The following is a 16699-nucleotide window of genomic DNA, read 5'->3' on the forward strand; positions in this document are numbered from 1 at the left end:
TTTGTTTTAAATTATTACTTTTTAAAATCGGGCTAAAAGGCCGCCACCCCAGCCATATCGGTTATTGTAATTTGCCTGTAACGAAAAGTTTCGGGATACGATATATGAGGCTCCCACCAGCCATTGCGTTTCCCCCTGATAGGATGTGTCTCCAATATCGTTCACCCAACCAAAGTCAGCTCGGTATTCGTATTCGCCTTCCAGAAAAATTCTCGGAAAAATCAAGAATTCCCTGTCCAGACGAATTCTTGGCCTTAGTTGGTGGTCCATACTGACATCCACATTAAAACGGTACGGTGTAAAATATTTTACACCCACCAAACCTACTGTATTGAAGGTATCATAAGAATCGGGTGTTGAAGTTTCTGTATTTACCCCTACATACAGGCGCACCCAATCATTCAGGTATCTGTTATAGTTTACTTCTGCTTCAAGATTTTTGTCATAATCAAACTCTGCCCTTAAACCAAAGCCATTTCGGATATTGCTTGACATCAAAAAGAGTTCATTAAAATTTGAGCCTGCACGCAACAATCCCCAAGAATAATAATGGTCTGTCTCATTGATAAGTTTCTGCATTGGATAATCTCTCATTCTTTCGTCCCTTGGTGTATCGTAACTAAACACACGGGCCATACCACCCATCATATGATATAATACGTGGCAATGAAAGAACCAATCGCCATATTCTTCGTTATAGAATTCTATGACCACCTTCTGCATTGGTGGTACATTGACGGTATGTTTTAATGGGGAACGTTCGCCATTTTCATTGATGACTCTAAAGTAATGTCCGTGCAAGTGCATTGGATGGTGCATCATCGTGAGGTTATTAAGTGTAATTCTGGTTACCTCGCCACCTTTTATATTTATCTTGTCGGTTTCTGATAATGGCACGCCGTTCATACTCCAAACATAGCGTTGCATATTGCCGGTTAGATTCAACAGGATGTCGTTTACTGGCAAATCATCTTTATAAGTAGTATTCTCTTTTGCTTTTAAAAAATCATAATTAAAATAGGTTTTACGAGTTTCGTAATCAAATGAGGAAGAATCCTTCTGCATCTTTGACATATCGTGCTGCATATGGTCTTTCATTTTATCTGAATCTCCTCTGTGATTCATTGCCATTGAGTCTTTTTTCATTCCCTTCGTATCATCCATCTTCATCTGATCGTTCATTTTGCTGTCTTTCATTGACATCTTATCTTGCATCCCCATTTTCATCTCGCCGTCTTTCATATTCATCTTCATTCCATACTTCTGCATTAAAACTTCAGGTGTATTCTTTTTTTTGTTTCCTACCATTGCAGGTGCACCCATTTTCATATCCATTTTGGCCATTTGCTTCATCATCGCTACCTTATCAGGTCTATCAATTCTTTTGGCTGGATAGAGAGTGCCATTACCTAATTGTATAGAAGTATGACCAGAGCCATCTTGAGCCGTAGCGGTAACCTCTAAAGTACCTTCGGGAATAGTAACGATAACATCATACGTCTCAGCTATACCAAAGAGAAATCTGCTTTTAGAAACGGGCTGCACATCAACACCGTCACTTGCAACTAACAATGGATTACCACCACCGAAATCTACCCAGTAGTAAGTAGAAGCCGAGGCATTGATAAAGCGAAGACGTACTTTTTCTCCTGGTTTAAATTCTGGATATTCGGCAAGTGATTTACCATTGCTCAAGAATGCGGGATAATAAATGTCTGCTATATCAGCACCTTCCATTCTATCGCGCCAGAACTTAAATTGTGCTCCCAAGGCACCTTCTTTGATGACTCTACTTAATGGAACTGCTGTTCCTTTTTTAACTTGATACCACTCATTCCCCCTTTTAAGGTTTCGCAATACATTCATTGGGTCCTCGTTGGTCCAATCAGATAGAACAACTACCAAATCTTTGTCATAATCCAATGTTTTTTCTTTAGGTTGAATGACTATTGAACCATAAACACCGCTTTGCTCCTGTAGCATCGTATGGGAATGGTACCAATAGGTTCCTGATTGATTAATAGGAATTCTATATTGAAATGTTGTACCGGGCTTTATTGGCGGTGTTGTTAAATACGGTACGCCATCATAAAAGTTGGGAAGTATCAACCCGTGCCAGTGTACTGAGGTTTCTTCATCCATTTTATTGGTTACATTAATGATGGCAAGGTCGCCTTCGTTAAATTCCAAAACCGGTCCAGGAATACTACCATTGATAGTCATTCCTTTAGCGGTTACACCTGCGAGTGTCATTTCATTTTCTTCAATGGTAAGGTTGTACTCTTTAACAGATCTTCCTTCTTCTTTTCTGTCTTGTCCGTTAGTTCCCACTTGGGCAAATACTGTTGAAGAAAATAGCAGTAGTGAAATAATTCTTAGCATTTTCATAGTTTTCTTAATGTTTTTGTTTAACAAAAATATTATTGATATTCAATTTGCTGTGTTATAATTCTGGTTCATATCTATATAATCTTGTCTAAAGGATTTCTAAAATTTTTATGACCATCCTTATATTCGCTTAGGCTCATCCCTGTCTCACCCTTAAATTGTTTGCTTAGATGATTGACGTTGCTGTAATCGAGCAATTGGCTTATTTCTGTGAAATTATAATGGGGTGTTTGGATAAGTTCCTTGACCTTTTCTATCTTCAGTTTGATAAAATATTTTTCAATAGTGATGCCCTCGGTAATGGAAAACACCTTGCTGATTTTTGAATAGTCCTTTTGTAATTTATCCGCAAGAAAATCGGATAGCTTACCATCAATTTCAAGGGGCATTACATTCAATAACTTTATCAACTCAATTTTTACTTGCTCGGTCAATTTATCCTCAGTAGAAGCGATGAGTGCAAATCCATTTCTTTTTAAAATTTCGGTAAGTATGCTCAATTGTTCTTTTTCATTCATATCTAATCGAAGCCTACCCAACTCAATATCCAACAGACTAATGTGAGCCTTAAACAGTTCATCTTTTAAGACCTTGATGCAGCGGTCACACACCATATTTTTTATGTAGTAATCCTTTGCCATCGTTAGTTGATTAGGTAATTAATAATTGACTGCTGTACATAATATTGCTGCACAGAAGCTATTTGTTCCATCTGAAATTTCAATTGCAGTTCCTGTATATCGAGCACATCGTTAAAATCTATCGTTCCCGTTTCATAATTCTTGATAAGAATTTGCTCGGCATCTTTTGCTTGCTTTAAATTCTTAGTTTGGGTATTGAATTTAATTCGCGCCTGGTTGCGTTGGGATATCGCTTTCGCGAAAGCGGATTCCAAAACATTAAATCGTTGCTCTTTTTGGGTTTCGATTTCCTGTTGGCGTATCTCATTTTGCCTTGATATAGACTTGTACCTATTATTAAAAATGGGTATAGAAACTGAAACCATAGGCATCAACACATCTTTACCGTTGTCTATAGGATTCATATCGCTACGTTCTGTAACTGGCAAGTAGTCCACACCAAAGCCAATCATAGGTAGGCTCTCACGTTGATTGAGCAATTCTGATTGTGCTATGGATTCGTAGAGCTTATCGTATTTGAGCAGTTCAGGATTGAGTGATAAAGCTTCCGTACCGTATATAGGGTCACTATCTGGAATTTCCATTGCTGGAACTAAATCAACCGTCCTATTTTCATCCCGATTGAGAAGATTATTGAATGTTGTTTGTTCTGCGCCAAATTCCTCTTCCAATACCTCTCTTTGCTGCTGTAATTCATTTTGACGAATCTGTAATCGCAATACATCTACCGCAGATGCCTTGCCCACTTCTACCGAAGTCAGTGCAAGACGCTCATAAGTTTTTAATAGTTGGATGTTCTCGTCGAGTACCTTTTGCTTTGCTCTTGTTTCATACAACCTGTAATAGGATTGCGCTACTGATAGCGCCAATTTTCGTTTGGCGATTGTGATTTCCACATATTCAGCTTCGGCTATTGAAGTCGCATAATTTTCACGTGCGGTAACGGTACCAAACCAGGGCAACATCTGTTTTACACCTATCCGAGCTCTTTGTGCGCCCACCCTTGTTTCTGGCTCACTTACAAAATAGCCTGCGCTTACTTCCGTATTAGGTAGCCAGTTTGCTTCATTGACCTTTTCTTCGGCAATATTGTAGCGTAGTTCAAAAGCCTGAATTTCTGGATTGTTACTTACGGCTTCTTCAATATAGCTTTGTAGTTGTTGCGCCTGCCCGCTGATTGAAATCAGTCCAATGCTCATTATTAGTAGTGCGTTCAGATGGGCTTTCGCACTTCGTCGTAGTACATATTGAGCGTAGTCGAAATGCTCAGCATAAACTTCAGCGGAAACAAACAAAAGACAGATTATGATTTTAATATTTTTCATTTGTTTGCTCTTTTAAGTTGGTATTCTTTTTTCCAGCTATATAGAACTGGTAAAAGGAAATAAGATGTGACGTCGATTATCATTCCGCCAAAAATGGGGATGGCCATCGGTATCATAATGTCGCTTCCTTTTCCTGTAGATGTGAGTACTGGCAACAATGCCAAAACTGTGGTCACAGTCGTCATCAAACACGGTCTTATGCGTTTTCCTGCCGCTTCCAATGTCGCGAGACGTATGCCTTTTTTACTGTCTGGCTCGTTGCTTTTAAATGATTGGTCTAAATAGGTTGCCATTACAACACCATCATCAGTCGCAATACCGAAAAGGGCAATAAAACCGACCCAAACGGCCACACTTAAATTGATGGTTTTCATATTGAACAAGTCCCGTAGGTTCTCGCCAAAAAAGCTGAAATTGAAAAACCAATCCTGACCGTATAACCATATCATTATAAAACCACCTGCAAAGGCTACGGCGATGGCTGTAAAAACCATAAGCGACGTAGAAACCGACCTGAATTGGAAATACAAAATCAAGAAAATGACCAGTAAACAAAGTGGCACAACTACCGATAACGTTTTTTCTGCTCGCAATTGATTTTCGTACGTTCCCGTAAATCGGTAACTGATTCCTTGTGGCACGACCAAATCGCCATTATCGATTTTCTGTTGAATGAGCGCTTGTGCATTTTCCACCACATCGACTTCGGCAAAGCCATCGAGCTTATCAAACAGCACATACCCAATCAAGAAGGTGTCTTCACTTTTAATGACCTGTGGGCCTTGCTCGTAACGAATATCGACCAGTTCGCCCAAAGGAACCGGACTTCCAGTTGACACAGGAACATAGATACTTTTTAAGTCTTCTGGATTTGCACGCAGCTCACGTGGATAGCGTACACGCACACCATAGCGCTCACGTCCTTCTACTGTTTGGGTAAGTGGCATACCGCCCACAGCAACCTGAAGCACTTCCTGAACATCCATAATGGAAATCCCATAGCGTGCCAGCTGGTCTCGTTTAATATCAATCAGCAAATAAGGTTTACCCACAATGCGGTCTGCAAAAACAGCTTGTTCTTTAACGCCTTCGGCTTGCTTTAAAATATCTTCCAGTTGAAGTCCAAAGTTTTCTATGGTTTTTAAATCTGGTCCTTTTACTTTAATTCCCATCGGTGCTCGCATACCCGTTTGTAACATCACGAGCCTCGTCTCGATGGGCTGCAACTTGGGCGCAGAAGTCACGCCTGGAAACTTGGTCACTTGTACGATTTCATTCCAAATGTCATCAGGACTGCTGATTTCCGGTCGCCAATTTCGATAATATTCGCCATTGTTATCTTCAATCAATTCATTGCGTGTTGCACTTGTTTTGAGTTGTGAAGCTTCATAGTTTGCATCATCATCGATTTCATTATTGGGGTTAATAATGAACTTGTCATTTTTCAGCACAAATAGACCATCATCGTTTACACGGTAGCGTTGTCTCTCGCCATTTTCATTTCGCATATATTCAGACTTGTACTGAATCACGTTTTCATACATTGAGAGTGGTGCAGGGTCGAGGGCAGATTCTGTCCTACCTGCTTTTCCCACTACAGTTTCAATTTCAGGGATGCTTGCCACGGCCATATCCAGCTGTTGCAAGACACGTTTGTTCTCTTCGACACCAGCGTGCGGTAAGGATGTAGGCATCAAAAGAAATGAGCCTTCATTAAGTGCAGGCATAAATTCCTTCCCTGTGTTACGCATTATGACCACACCTAAAATCAGCACCGTTGTTGGAATGATTAAAAACAGGTATCGGTTTTGAAGTGCCCAGCGTAAAATGCTGTCATAGTATCTTCGAAAAACTGTAAACACACCAAGCAGTCCAAAGCAGATAATCGCTACAAAAATCAAATTCATTAGAATACTGCGGTCAAAACCAAGTGGTCGCCAGTATTCGGCGAGTAGGAAAACAATAGCAACACAGGAAATAATAATATGGATGAGATTAGCTCGTTTTTCTGTAATTCTATCCCTTACGCTCAAAAGCGCAACAACACCGTAGGCAATCAAAATGAGACCAAGCCAATAGCCATAAAAGATGGCTGTGATACCAAGGACAATGAGAATACCATTAATAAGGTACTTTGAGCGTTCCATTAGGTTACTTTTCTTAAAAAGAAACGCGGCAAAAGGCGGTATTAAAAACAGCGCGATTACAAGCGATGCAGCAAGTGCCATTGTTTTTGTAAAGGCGAGTGGTCTGAATAGTTTTCCCTCAGCACCTATCATTGTAAACACAGGTAGAAAACTGATAATCGTTGTGAGAACTGCGGTCAAAATTGCACCAGAAACTTCCGCAGTTGCGTTGTAGATAATTTCGTTTGTGGTGTATTCTATTCCGCTTTCGCGAAAGCGTAATTTTTTATCTTCCAGATGCCTAATCATATTCTCGGCGAGTATGACGCCCACGTCAACCATTGTACCGATAGCAATGGCAATTCCTGACAAGGCAACAATGTTAGCATCTACATTAAAGAGCTTCATTGTTATGAAAACCATTAAAACGGCAACAGGCAACAGACCAGAGATTAGAATGGATGCACGTAGGTTAAACACCATTACGATGATGACCAAAATGGTTATCAGGATTTCAAGTGTAAGGGCTTCATTGAGCGTATGAAGTGTTTCCTGAATAAGTTGAGTGCGGTCATAAAAGGGAATGATAGTCACTTGTGAAGTACGACCATCTGCCAAGGTTTTTGTGGGTAGTCCAGATGATAATTCGGCTATTTGATCTTTTACATTATTGATAACTTCCATTGGGTTAGCACCATAACGAGCTACCACGACTCCGCCAACCACTTCGGCACCTTCTTTATCTAAAATACCGCGGCGGGTCTGTGGTCCCAAATGAACATTAGCGATGTCTTTGATTCGTATAGAAGTAAAATTTTCAGAAGCGACTACTGCATTTTCAATATCTGCAACAGATTTTACATACCCTAAACCACGAACAAGGTATTCGGCTTGATTAATTTCCAAAGTCTGCGCACCGATGTCTTGATTACTTTCCTTGACAGCTTTTACAATATCGGTCAAGCCGATGTTGTATTGCCGCATTTTTTCAGGATCAACATCCACTTGGTATTCCTGGACGTACCCACCAATTGAGGCTACTTCGGAAACACCACTTGCCGAAGACAATCCGTATTTCACATAATAATCCTGTATGCTGCGTAACTCCTGTAAATCCCAACCGCCAGTTACGTTGCCATCTTTGTCGCGACCTTCCAGCGTGTACCAAAAAATTTGACCCAAGCCTGTAGCATCAGGACCCAATGCGGGGTTTACACCATCGGGCAATAGATTTGCAGAAAGTGAATTGAGTTTTTCAAGAATACGGCTACGCGACCAATAGAATTCTACATCTTCTTCAAAAATGATATAGATACTTGAAAAACCGAACATTGAAGAGCTTCGGATGGTCTTAACACCAGGAATTCCCAACAATGACGTTGTAAGTGGATAGGTAATCTGGTCTTCGATATCCTGTGGTGAACGCCCTTGCCATTTGGTGAAAACAATTTGCTGGTTTTCGCCGATGTCTGGAATGGCATCAACAGCTACAGGATCAGTTGGTAAAATACCTGTTTCCCAATTGAAGGGTGCGTTAACTACTCCCCAACCTACGAATAGGGCGAGTAATATTACGGCGACAAGTTTGTTTTCTATGAGAAATTTTATGCTTTTATTTAGCATACGATGTGATTATTAAACAGTTATAGAAATATGCTTTGGTTTGCTCTCAGTACAAATGAGAAACAACAAAACGTGCCCAAAACGAATGTATCGCCGGGTTTTCCAGTTACAATTACATTGCTACTGGTACTGTTTAATAAATCAAATTAAGAATGTCTGGTGCAATACCTGCAAGTCCCGCCTTACGAATGGGGGCGAGTGATCTGAGAAAGAGATCTCTTGTGATTCAGTTCCTTCAAAGAGACTGATATATGAGTAAGCAAAAGAGGCAACGAATATTTGTTGCTCAAACGTAAGTTGTGAAAAATCCTGTTTTAAATCGTCTTGACCTTCAATAATTAATTGTTCATTTGAGCAACAAGATTTTTTAGAAATCATTGAGTTAGAGCAACTCTTAGCAGGTTCAGCTTTTTCCATTCCACAAGTCTGAACATCTTGGATGAATGAAAAATCTACTAACGTATCCCCACAATAGTGCATATCCACACTAAATGACATTGTGGTCAGTAGAACCACAACAGCCATTACAATTGCCATTGATTTGTGGATAATTTGTTTCATTTATTGCAAAATTAGCAAATATTTTAACATAAATGTTTGTTTTAACGAAATGTTGTGTAATGGTGAAAAATCACATTTTCGATAAATAAGAGTAAATCACAATCAAATTCTTTTATTTTAGTGAGCTTAAACAATTAAATATTAGCACGCTATAGACTTCAATTTAACAGACATAAACGCATCATATTCAAGTCTTATCCCTAAAAAGACTGATGGTATAACCGTTTATATGCTCCATAAAAAAATCATAAATAAACAGATTAACAAGCACTTTACCTATAAAGATATTGAAAGGTGTATTAAGGATGTGGCTTTAATGGAAAGCAGTAGCATACCTCATACTGATCCTATTGTAGATGGTTTGTTGAAGTACTATTTAGAACATCCAAGAGAAGAACGCTTTAAATATGCGCTTACCGACTTTGCACTTAAGTTCGTTAAGCTAATAGATAATAAACTATATAGCCCGTATGCAAAGTTTCCACTACGTGACACTTTCAAAAAACTTGCAGACTTTACAGCTTCAGATATTAAAAGTATAGATGATTTTAATAGATGGTATGAGTTTAATTTTGAAGGTAATAGCGGTACTGTAATTATAGATCATTTAGAGTCCTTAAAAGATTACGTTAATAAAGCTATTGACGAACTCAATATTTATATCAATCAAGACCAAGATTCGGCATTAAAAACAGCTGAGAATGTTTCCATATTATTTGAAAAAATTACTGCAAAAAGCGACGAGATTAAAGACACTTTACTAATAAGTAATAGCCTTGACGAAGAAATAGAACAGGTCGTTGACTATTTTTTAAAAAGAAAAAACAGCCTTCCTGACACTAAAACGCCTGAACAGAAAGAAACTCATAAAAAATTAAGAGAAGAATACGATAGAGCCGTTCAAATTAAAAAGAAGGTAGATGAGTTTTTTGTTGAAGTAGAATATAAATTAGGACAATTATTAGATAGGTCAGCTTACGCAAGCACTCAATTAATAACGGTACAAGATAATTTTAAAAATAAATCGGCAGTTAGAATAAATGTAAAGCGTTTTTTAAAATTCACATTAGAACAAGCATCCTTCTCAAAAAAAGATGGTATTACATTGTCTGAAAAATTCCCTTTGAAATCTATTGTTTCTGAACGTTTTAAACACGTCGGTTTGGTTTATTATGAAGAGTTTGGTATTCAGAAGAGCTATGTTATTGAACCTAAAGTTAATGAAGCACACCTAAAGTCACAAATCTCAAAATTAGATACCGAACTAACTCGTCAAGAGAATACCGCCAAATGGGTAAATCACTTTAAAAATCAGTTAAGCAACGATGGGGAAATTGATTTTAGCAATCATTTTTACGAAATAGCATTAAAAGAAAATGATGCCTTAATAGCACTTAAAGTAGGATTTGAACTTGTAGAGTTTGCTAGACATAATAACGGTTACGAAATTAAAATAGACAGAGAAATCCCCAAGTCATCTCTGTCTCAAAATATTGCATTATGGAAAATGAAAATAATAAAGAAGTAAGTCAAAATTTTTCGTTTTTTAAAAACGCAGATGTTCAAGAATATTTTGCAGATTTAAATATTGAACTACTATCTGGTAGACATATTCAAAACGATAGATTTTATCTCTATAAACTACTTAAGGACTATTTCAACGAGCTTTCATATTATTATGAAAAGGTATATGGTTTAGAACTAATAATGGAAAGTAGAGAAGACTCAAAATACTATTACGTAGATTATCCTGATGCATCCAAAGGAGCACTTGCTAACCCATCCCGACACAAAAAGCTAACGCAAAAACAAACCTTGATAGGTATTATACTACTTAATATGTATTATGAGCGATATTTTGAAAGTAAAAAAGAAGTACGCTTTGCAGATATAAAAAAGGAGATTAAAGAAAGTGACAATAATATTTTGTACAAAAAATTATTTTTTAACAAAGTACAAGACGATTACTTGGAAGGCGACTGGTCATTAAAGGTTATTAAGCCATTTAAGAGTGTACTACGAGAATTTAATAAGTTGGGATGGATTACAAATTTAGCTGTAGAAGATGGCGAAGATATACACTTTGTATTACGAGAACCAATTATTAGATTTCAAAAATTGTATGAAAAAGAAATTACAAACTTCACAGAGTTTAGTGAAAAATACCTTAGCCAATTATAATGATAGAATATCCAAGAATTTTTTCGCTATCCACAGTTGGTGTGAGAAAGCACTATAATCAAGACTACTTATTACATCAAGTAAGGACTGATTTTACCGGCAACAATGGTATCGGTAAATCGCTTATAGCAGACTTATTTCAACTCATATTTATTGGTCAAAAGAGCAAAATAAGTTTTGGCACCGAGAGCTTCAAAAATAAAGACAGACATATACATACTATACCTTATAATACTGATGATGCTTATGTTTTTATACATATAGAATTTAAGAAAAATGAATTTATAACTATTGGCACTAATATAGGTAATAAGCGTAGCAGGCCGTTAAAGTCATTCTGGATATTAAATCAAGCCTATAATGATAATGACAGAAAAGACCTTGAAACTTTAGCACTTCACGCAGATCAGTTAGCATATAGTAAAGATTTTTTAAAAGATGGTCAATTTTTGCCCATTAACCAGCTTGCAAGGCATCTTAAAAAGAATAAAAAAGGCTTTCTAAAATCCTTCACAGATTTAGAAGATAAAAAAGAATACTATGAGTTTTTATATACTAATGAGCTTTTGCCTATAAATCTTGCGATTGATGAAAATATGGACGCTTTCGCGAAAGTGATACAATCCTTTTCAAAAGCAAACTCATTAGATACGGAGAGCGATAAAATTTTAAAGGATTTTCTTTTTGAGAATAGTTTGGATAAGCTTGAGACCAAATACAAATCAAACAAGGAGAAGCTTGAAAAACTTATAAATGAATACAATGAGCTGGACGAAGAAATACATACTATTGAGTTAAAACAAGAAGTATTAGGTAATCTTAAAGAGTTAGAGCAATTAAAAAACGATGCGCAACAAAATTATCTAACAGCTGAATACCATAGTAATTATTCGCAATACGAAACTGTTGCAAATAAATGCATAGGAACTTCTAATAAAATTGAAAAAGAGACAGATATCATTAGTAACCTAAAATCAGATCTACCAAAAATTTCTAAACAAATTGAAATTACAAAGTCAGATTATGACACCTATTTTAAAGCTCAAGAATCCTTTACAAACTATAAAAATCTCTTTAATGCAAGAGCAGAAAAATTAGCAAGTCTTGATCAGCTTCAAAAAATGAAGCTACCTGAAATAGATCAAGCAAATTTAGTTAAGATAAATATTGATGAATACAATCACCAGTCAATCATTGATAGGGTAAATAAACTTAATTCTGATTTAAAAAGATACGGTACGATTGATAAAATAAATGAGAAGACATCATCACAGCTAAAAATTATTGCAGACTACAAAGCAGTCAAGAGCTCAGAGCTTGCTGACTTAGAAGCACTCAATCGTATTCTATCTGCTGGAGAAGATGGTTCCTTAATCGCACAGATTTTAAAAGACGGTAACAATCTTACTAAAGAACAGGAAACTGTACTGTTCGGATTGCTTAAAAATGTGGATTGCGGAAAACCAGATAATCCTACTAAAGGAAGTCAATACACTAAAGATAGTTCTCTCTTAAAATCTGAAAATATTGAAGAAGATAAGGTGAATTCCGGTTATTGGTTTGCAATAGGTGCTTTACGAACCTTTGTACCTTACTCTAATGATAAACAGATATTTGCTGATACTGCTAAAATGAATGATGCTAAGAAAAAAAAGCAGAATGCAATTAACGAGCAAGTAAAGTCTATCAATAATGAACTTGGCGAAATTTTAAAATTTGAGAAAGGAGATCCTTACGATTTGTCAGCGGTTGATGAGCTGAAAAATCTTAATAAAGATTTTAAAGACTTTTCCTTATACGAAAGGTCAAAAATAGCAATGAGTATTGCCGAAAGTCTTTCTACTAAAATTACTCAAGACCAGAAAGACTTGGAGCTATCGTTGCGAGAATTAGAAGCACTTGAAAAGAAAATTCCAATTGAAATTACATATGAAAAAATAGACGATCAGTTAACATCTTATATTCAAAAAGTAGCTGCTAAAAAGTCTGTCCATACAGATTTGCAAAACAAACTTGAGACTTCAAAATCAACCATAACCCAAAAGGAAGAAAATTTAGTCACACTTAAAGCGTTGCTTGACTCACAGGAGAAAGAACGCGATGAGCTAAAGAAAAAGTATGAGGGTGCGCTTATTATCTTTAAAACACGTTTTAGTCAGTTGCATATTCAGGATTTTGTGCCTACTAATATCAATCAAGTGAATGTAGAAAATCTTCAAAAATTATATAACACAAATAAGGACAATTACATAAACGCTTATGGTAAAGCATCATCCCGATTCGATACGACCAAAGATGATTTAGAAGTAAAAAACCAAATGGATGATCAGAATTATTCATTTGCGGTTTTAGAATTAGTGTTATTAGGACCAAAAATAAAACACACTGAAAATCTTGCCCCAGCACTTAAAAAATCTAATCAAAACAGAACTAAAGTAATGCAGGCCATTACGCAGGCGATGCTTCGTATATTCAAATTGACAAAAACAAAGTATCAAGACTTTGAAAAGACAGTCGAAGATTTGAATGATTTTTTTAACGAGCGACTAATTAGTGACAAGTACCATTTCAAAATAGATTTTACGCCAAATGAAACATTCAAAATAGATTGGATGAAGAATCTACAGTCGTCCACTCAAGCCGCTTACTCGGAAGGAGAATTACAATTTTCAGACTCAGTAGAGAGTTTTGTTGAAAAGATATTTGCAGAAACAACCTCCTACAATGAGAAGATAAAATTTTCAGACCTATTAGACCCAAAAACTTATTTCGATTTAAGTACCAGATTATTAGACAAAGACGGCATTGACCAGACAGGAAGTACAGGACAAAGCTATACAGCGATTGTATTATTAGGTATTGGCAGACTTTCAATTGTGCAAAAAGAAGATAGAAAAGGTGTCAAATTTTTAATACTTGAAGAAGTCTCTAATATGGATAAGGGTAACTTTAACACCTTTCCAAATATTGCAAAAGAGTTTGGATATCAAATGTTGACAATGACACCAGAACCTTATGGCTCTAACGAAGACGAAGGCTGGTATTTACATCACTTAATTGAAGGTTACGAAGATGTTAATATCAATTATGCACCGCCAAGTAGCTATTTTAAAACTAATGAAGCCAGACAAGATCTGTCAGATTACTTAAATAATGTAAATGACCAATGAATTGGGTAACATTAAAATCATTAAATGAACTTTACAGATATAAAGAAACCAAGATTAAGGAAACTTTAATCAAAGATTCATTATTTCAACACTTGCTGAATGATACCCAAGAAATCAAAGAAGGCTATAAGGTTTATTATTCTGATGATGAAGATTTTTTTGAGATGTATGAAGAAGAGTATCTAGAGAAGTTTAATCAGTACTACGCATTTTTAGAAAACAATCAACTTTTAAAACCTCAAACCAGATTTGAAGAAGCAGATATCATAGAGCTAATGGATATGAAACGTCGTATGGACAGCGGCGAACTTTTGCCAATTAGAAATCAAATAATGCAAAATGAGGAAACCGTCAGGAATGTGTCTTCTATGTTTTTCAAAAATGAAAAATATTTAATTGGTAAGAAAGCTTTAATTGATGCCGTTAAACAGATGCTTCAAATTGATGAGCTTGCTGATGATAGAGATCAGCAATATATGTATCGTTTAGAATGTGAAGATCCTAAGTTAATTATTCTCTGTGAAAATTTAGACTTTTTAAAGAGACCTTCATTACCTAGAAAATACGGTTATGAACTTTGGTATGCTGGAGGGAAAAACATTGAAAAACTAAAATATTCCTATGACAGGAACTTGCCTATCTACTATTCCGGCGATTGGGATTATGATGGTCTACTTATTTTCAATATGGTTTGTAAACTTATTCCACAAATTAAGCTTCTTTATCCAACAGCTAGTTCTAAAAGCATCCTGAAATCAGAACACAAAAGTCTTTGGATGGACAGGGATAACCCTTCTAAATACTCCAATCTTAGTGTGAAGAATTTAGATAATAGGCACAAAGATATTCTAGTTAATTTAATAAAGAAAAATCACTGGATAACTGAAGAGGACAATCATCTTAAAGAAATGGTTACTTTGATTCAAGATTAGAATGATGTCACTTTACCAAAGTCATCAATAAGCTCTTCTGGCTATTACACAAAAGGATTAACCGCCGCAGCAGTTCCACTAGGATAACCCCAAGCCACATATTGTGATTTACCTTCATCTACATCAAGATGAACAAATGTATTGCCTACACCTATGCGTTTAAAACCCACATCACGCGCGGCCATAACCAGATTGTTGCGAATTGTTCTAGAAGAAGCTCTTATATCTACAGCTTTACAAGTAGGCATTTTATGAGAAGAGTTGCGCACGCCACCTACTTTACGATTGTGAGCGTCACTACGTGCTCCAGAGTTTATCCAACTGAAGATAGGATAACCGGTCTTTACCGAGAGATTGTGCAGCATCGCTATAAGACGTCTATCCATACAATTTCCAGAACCAGGTAAATCTGGACTGTCAAAGACTGAGAAATCCACAGCGATTCCGTTTGGCTTATATAGTCTAGATTTTGAACGCGACTTGCTAAATTTATAAGCCAAAAAAGCGCCACCCATAAGTAGCGCCATTGTGCCTAATCCTATATAAATATGGCGGTTGTCTTTAATTGCCATTAAGCCTTGTCTTTACAGTTGCAGGGCTTCTTTGTCTGCTGACTTTCTTTATATCTCAAATAAAGATCAGAACCTATTTTAATAGCACTTAGCAAGGTAAATGCGGCAAAAATGTAATTGAGTGTATTACTTCCTTTATCTACATTCATAAAATCTTCTTTTTATTGTAAATCTGAATTTCGGCTTCCAGCTGTTCGATGTATTTTTCTAGCTCCGTGATACGATCACGCTGTTTAGTAATCGTGCGTGACATTGCGGTATTCTTATTCTCGAGCTGGCTGATGCGTTTTTCCATTTTTTCAGACCATTGCACCCAGTTGGTCACAATGCTGTCGTTAGCCTGAGCATTAATGTGCCGTATCTCAGCATTTTTCAGTTTGCGCTGGATATTATAGTGCATCAATAACTCTATGAGCTTCCAGAAGCCCGTAGCACCTAATACAATCGCAACAATTTCATAAACATTCATAATTTGGTTTTTTACGCTTTCGCGAAAGCGTACTCTAATTAAAATTCATCCCTTGGTCTTGGCTCGTCTGGTGGTAAAATCAACTCTCCACCACGAATTCCAAAATCCACATAGCGTAATGGAAGCTCCGCTAAATAAGGGTTCACATTGAGTATCACGTGATCTTCACTATCTACAAAAGTCCCGTAGAGAAACAATCTACCATCTGCATCTATCGCGTAGTTAAAGGTGTTTCCCTTTTCGGTCTGGCAGAGTCCGTAGTAATCAGATTGATCTGTTACTAAGGGTGCTGGTAAACTTACCTGCCAGCCTGCTATCTCAAGTTGTTTGGCATCTCTAGCACGTAGGCGAATATCCTTCCCGACAACTAGATTTGCATTAATAACCGAGTACCGATTGCGTACTGGCGAGTGTAGCAAACTTGGCCCTAAATGCTCTGGCTTTACTTCTAAAATCTCTTGTGTATTTTCTATCGATTTTGTCTCTTTTGAAACACTATCACTTTGATATCCCATAATTAGTTGGCTATTAATATTCCTGAAAGGATCAACAAGCCACCACCCAAAAGGATCTTGTGCAACTTGCCTTGTTTCAGTTTTTGATTTTTAAATTTTAGTTGGTTTTCTAAATACAGAATTTGCTCATTGCTATTCTCGGAAACTGCTGTCAGATTGAAATTTTGCAATCTCAATCTCGAGACCACAGAGTCTT

The 16699-nt window shown here is 36.7% G+C and carries 13 protein-coding genes; 4 read left to right on the plus strand and 9 right to left on the minus strand.

What is annotated here, in order from left to right; all coding sequences use genetic code 11:
* Positions 1-21 precede the first annotated feature (21 nt).
* The 5 genes from OD90_RS01600 to OD90_RS01620 form a co-directional block, all read right to left on the minus strand.
* Positions 22-2388, minus strand: a complete 2367-nt coding sequence (locus OD90_RS01600; RefSeq protein ID WP_144665640.1) for a multicopper oxidase domain-containing protein — start codon at positions 2386-2388, stop codon at positions 22-24.
* 74 nt (positions 2389-2462) lie between these two features.
* Positions 2463-3029, minus strand: coding sequence for a helix-turn-helix domain-containing protein (locus tag OD90_RS01605; RefSeq protein WP_144665642.1), 567 nt, complete (start codon positions 3027-3029; stop codon positions 2463-2465).
* A gap of 2 nt (positions 3030-3031) precedes the next feature.
* The gene (locus OD90_RS01610; RefSeq protein ID WP_144665644.1) at positions 3032-4228 is read right to left on the minus strand and encodes a TolC family protein; all 1197 of its coding nucleotides are present in this window, start codon (positions 4226-4228) and stop codon (positions 3032-3034) included.
* A gap of 122 nt (positions 4229-4350) precedes the next feature.
* A complete protein-coding gene (locus OD90_RS01615; protein WP_144665646.1) occupies positions 4351-8103 on the minus strand; it encodes an efflux RND transporter permease subunit in 3753 nt (1250 codons plus the stop codon).
* Between the two features lie 141 nt (positions 8104-8244).
* Entirely contained in the window at positions 8245-8664 is a 420-nt protein-coding gene (locus tag OD90_RS01620; protein ID WP_144665648.1) for an HYC_CC_PP family protein, read from the minus strand.
* Positions 8665-8893: 229 nt separating this feature from the next.
* On the opposite strand from OD90_RS01620, the gene OD90_RS01625 reads away from it, so the two are divergent.
* The 4 genes from OD90_RS01625 to OD90_RS01640 are packed head-to-tail and all read left to right on the plus strand — an operon-like array spanning position 8894 to position 14947.
* Entirely contained in the window at positions 8894-10192 is a 1299-nt protein-coding gene (locus OD90_RS01625; protein ID WP_144665650.1) for a hypothetical protein, read from the plus strand.
* Complete coding sequence (locus OD90_RS01630; protein WP_144665652.1) at positions 10165-10845, plus strand: condensin complex protein MksE; 681 nt, start codon at positions 10165-10167, stop codon at positions 10843-10845. The genes OD90_RS01625 and OD90_RS01630 overlap by 28 nt, the downstream gene beginning before the upstream one ends.
* Positions 10845-14015 (plus strand): hypothetical protein, encoded by a 3171-nt coding sequence (locus tag OD90_RS01635; protein WP_144665654.1) that lies wholly within the window; start codon positions 10845-10847, stop codon positions 14013-14015. The genes OD90_RS01630 and OD90_RS01635 overlap by 1 nt, the downstream gene beginning before the upstream one ends.
* Positions 14012-14947, plus strand: a complete 936-nt coding sequence (locus tag OD90_RS01640) for a hypothetical protein (RefSeq protein WP_144665656.1) — start codon at positions 14012-14014, stop codon at positions 14945-14947. The genes OD90_RS01635 and OD90_RS01640 overlap by 4 nt, the downstream gene beginning before the upstream one ends.
* Positions 14948-14991: 44 nt before the next feature.
* On the opposite strand, the gene OD90_RS01645 is transcribed toward OD90_RS01640, so the two are convergent.
* The 4 genes from OD90_RS01645 to OD90_RS01655 are packed head-to-tail and all read right to left on the minus strand — an operon-like array spanning position 14992 to position 16503.
* Positions 14992-15519, minus strand: a complete 528-nt coding sequence (locus OD90_RS01645; RefSeq protein ID WP_144665658.1) for a D-Ala-D-Ala carboxypeptidase family metallohydrolase — start codon at positions 15517-15519, stop codon at positions 14992-14994.
* A complete protein-coding gene (locus OD90_RS13095; RefSeq protein ID WP_186434693.1) occupies positions 15519-15668 on the minus strand; it encodes a hypothetical protein in 150 nt (49 codons plus the stop codon). The genes OD90_RS01645 and OD90_RS13095 overlap by 1 nt, the downstream gene beginning before the upstream one ends.
* A complete protein-coding gene (locus tag OD90_RS01650; RefSeq protein WP_144665660.1) occupies positions 15665-15988 on the minus strand; it encodes a hypothetical protein in 324 nt (107 codons plus the stop codon). Before OD90_RS01650 ends, OD90_RS13095 begins: the two co-directional genes overlap by 4 nt.
* A gap of 38 nt (positions 15989-16026) precedes the next feature.
* On the minus strand, positions 16027-16503 hold the full coding sequence (locus OD90_RS01655; protein ID WP_144665662.1) for a hypothetical protein: 477 nt from the start codon (positions 16501-16503) through the stop codon (positions 16027-16029).
* Positions 16504-16699 lie beyond the last annotated feature (196 nt).

It is taken from the genome of Dokdonia sp. Hel_I_53 (assembly GCF_007827465.1).
Lineage (GTDB): Bacteria > Bacteroidota > Bacteroidia > Flavobacteriales > Flavobacteriaceae > Dokdonia.

Bases quoted from the DNA above. Each gene is read 5' to 3' on its own strand.
- OD90_RS01600 (WP_144665640.1), bottom strand. From the start codon at position 2,388: ATGAAAATGCTAAGAATTATTTCACTACTGCTATTTTCTTCAACAGTA.
- OD90_RS01605 (WP_144665642.1), bottom strand. From the start codon at position 3,029: ATGGCAAAGGATTACTACATAAAAAATATGGTGTGTGACCGCTGCATC.
- OD90_RS01610 (WP_144665644.1), bottom strand. From the start codon at position 4,228: ATGAGCATTGGACTGATTTCAATCAGCGGGCAGGCGCAACAACTACAA.
- OD90_RS01615 (WP_144665646.1), bottom strand. From the start codon at position 8,103: ATGCTAAATAAAAGCATAAAATTTCTCATAGAAAACAAACTTGTCGCC.
- OD90_RS01620 (WP_144665648.1), bottom strand. From the start codon at position 8,664: ATGAAACAAATTATCCACAAATCAATGGCAATTGTAATGGCTGTTGTG.
- OD90_RS01625 (WP_144665650.1), top strand. From the start codon at position 8,894: ATGCTCCATAAAAAAATCATAAATAAACAGATTAACAAGCACTTTACC.
- OD90_RS01630 (WP_144665652.1), top strand. From the start codon at position 10,165: ATGGAAAATGAAAATAATAAAGAAGTAAGTCAAAATTTTTCGTTTTTT.
- OD90_RS01635 (WP_144665654.1), top strand. From the start codon at position 10,845: ATGATAGAATATCCAAGAATTTTTTCGCTATCCACAGTTGGTGTGAGA.
- OD90_RS01640 (WP_144665656.1), top strand. From the start codon at position 14,012: ATGAATTGGGTAACATTAAAATCATTAAATGAACTTTACAGATATAAA.
- OD90_RS01645 (WP_144665658.1), bottom strand. From the start codon at position 15,519: ATGGCAATTAAAGACAACCGCCATATTTATATAGGATTAGGCACAATG.
- OD90_RS13095 (WP_186434693.1), bottom strand. From the start codon at position 15,668: ATGAATGTAGATAAAGGAAGTAATACACTCAATTACATTTTTGCCGCA.
- OD90_RS01650 (WP_144665660.1), bottom strand. From the start codon at position 15,988: ATGAATGTTTATGAAATTGTTGCGATTGTATTAGGTGCTACGGGCTTC.
- OD90_RS01655 (WP_144665662.1), bottom strand. From the start codon at position 16,503: ATGGGATATCAAAGTGATAGTGTTTCAAAAGAGACAAAATCGATAGAA.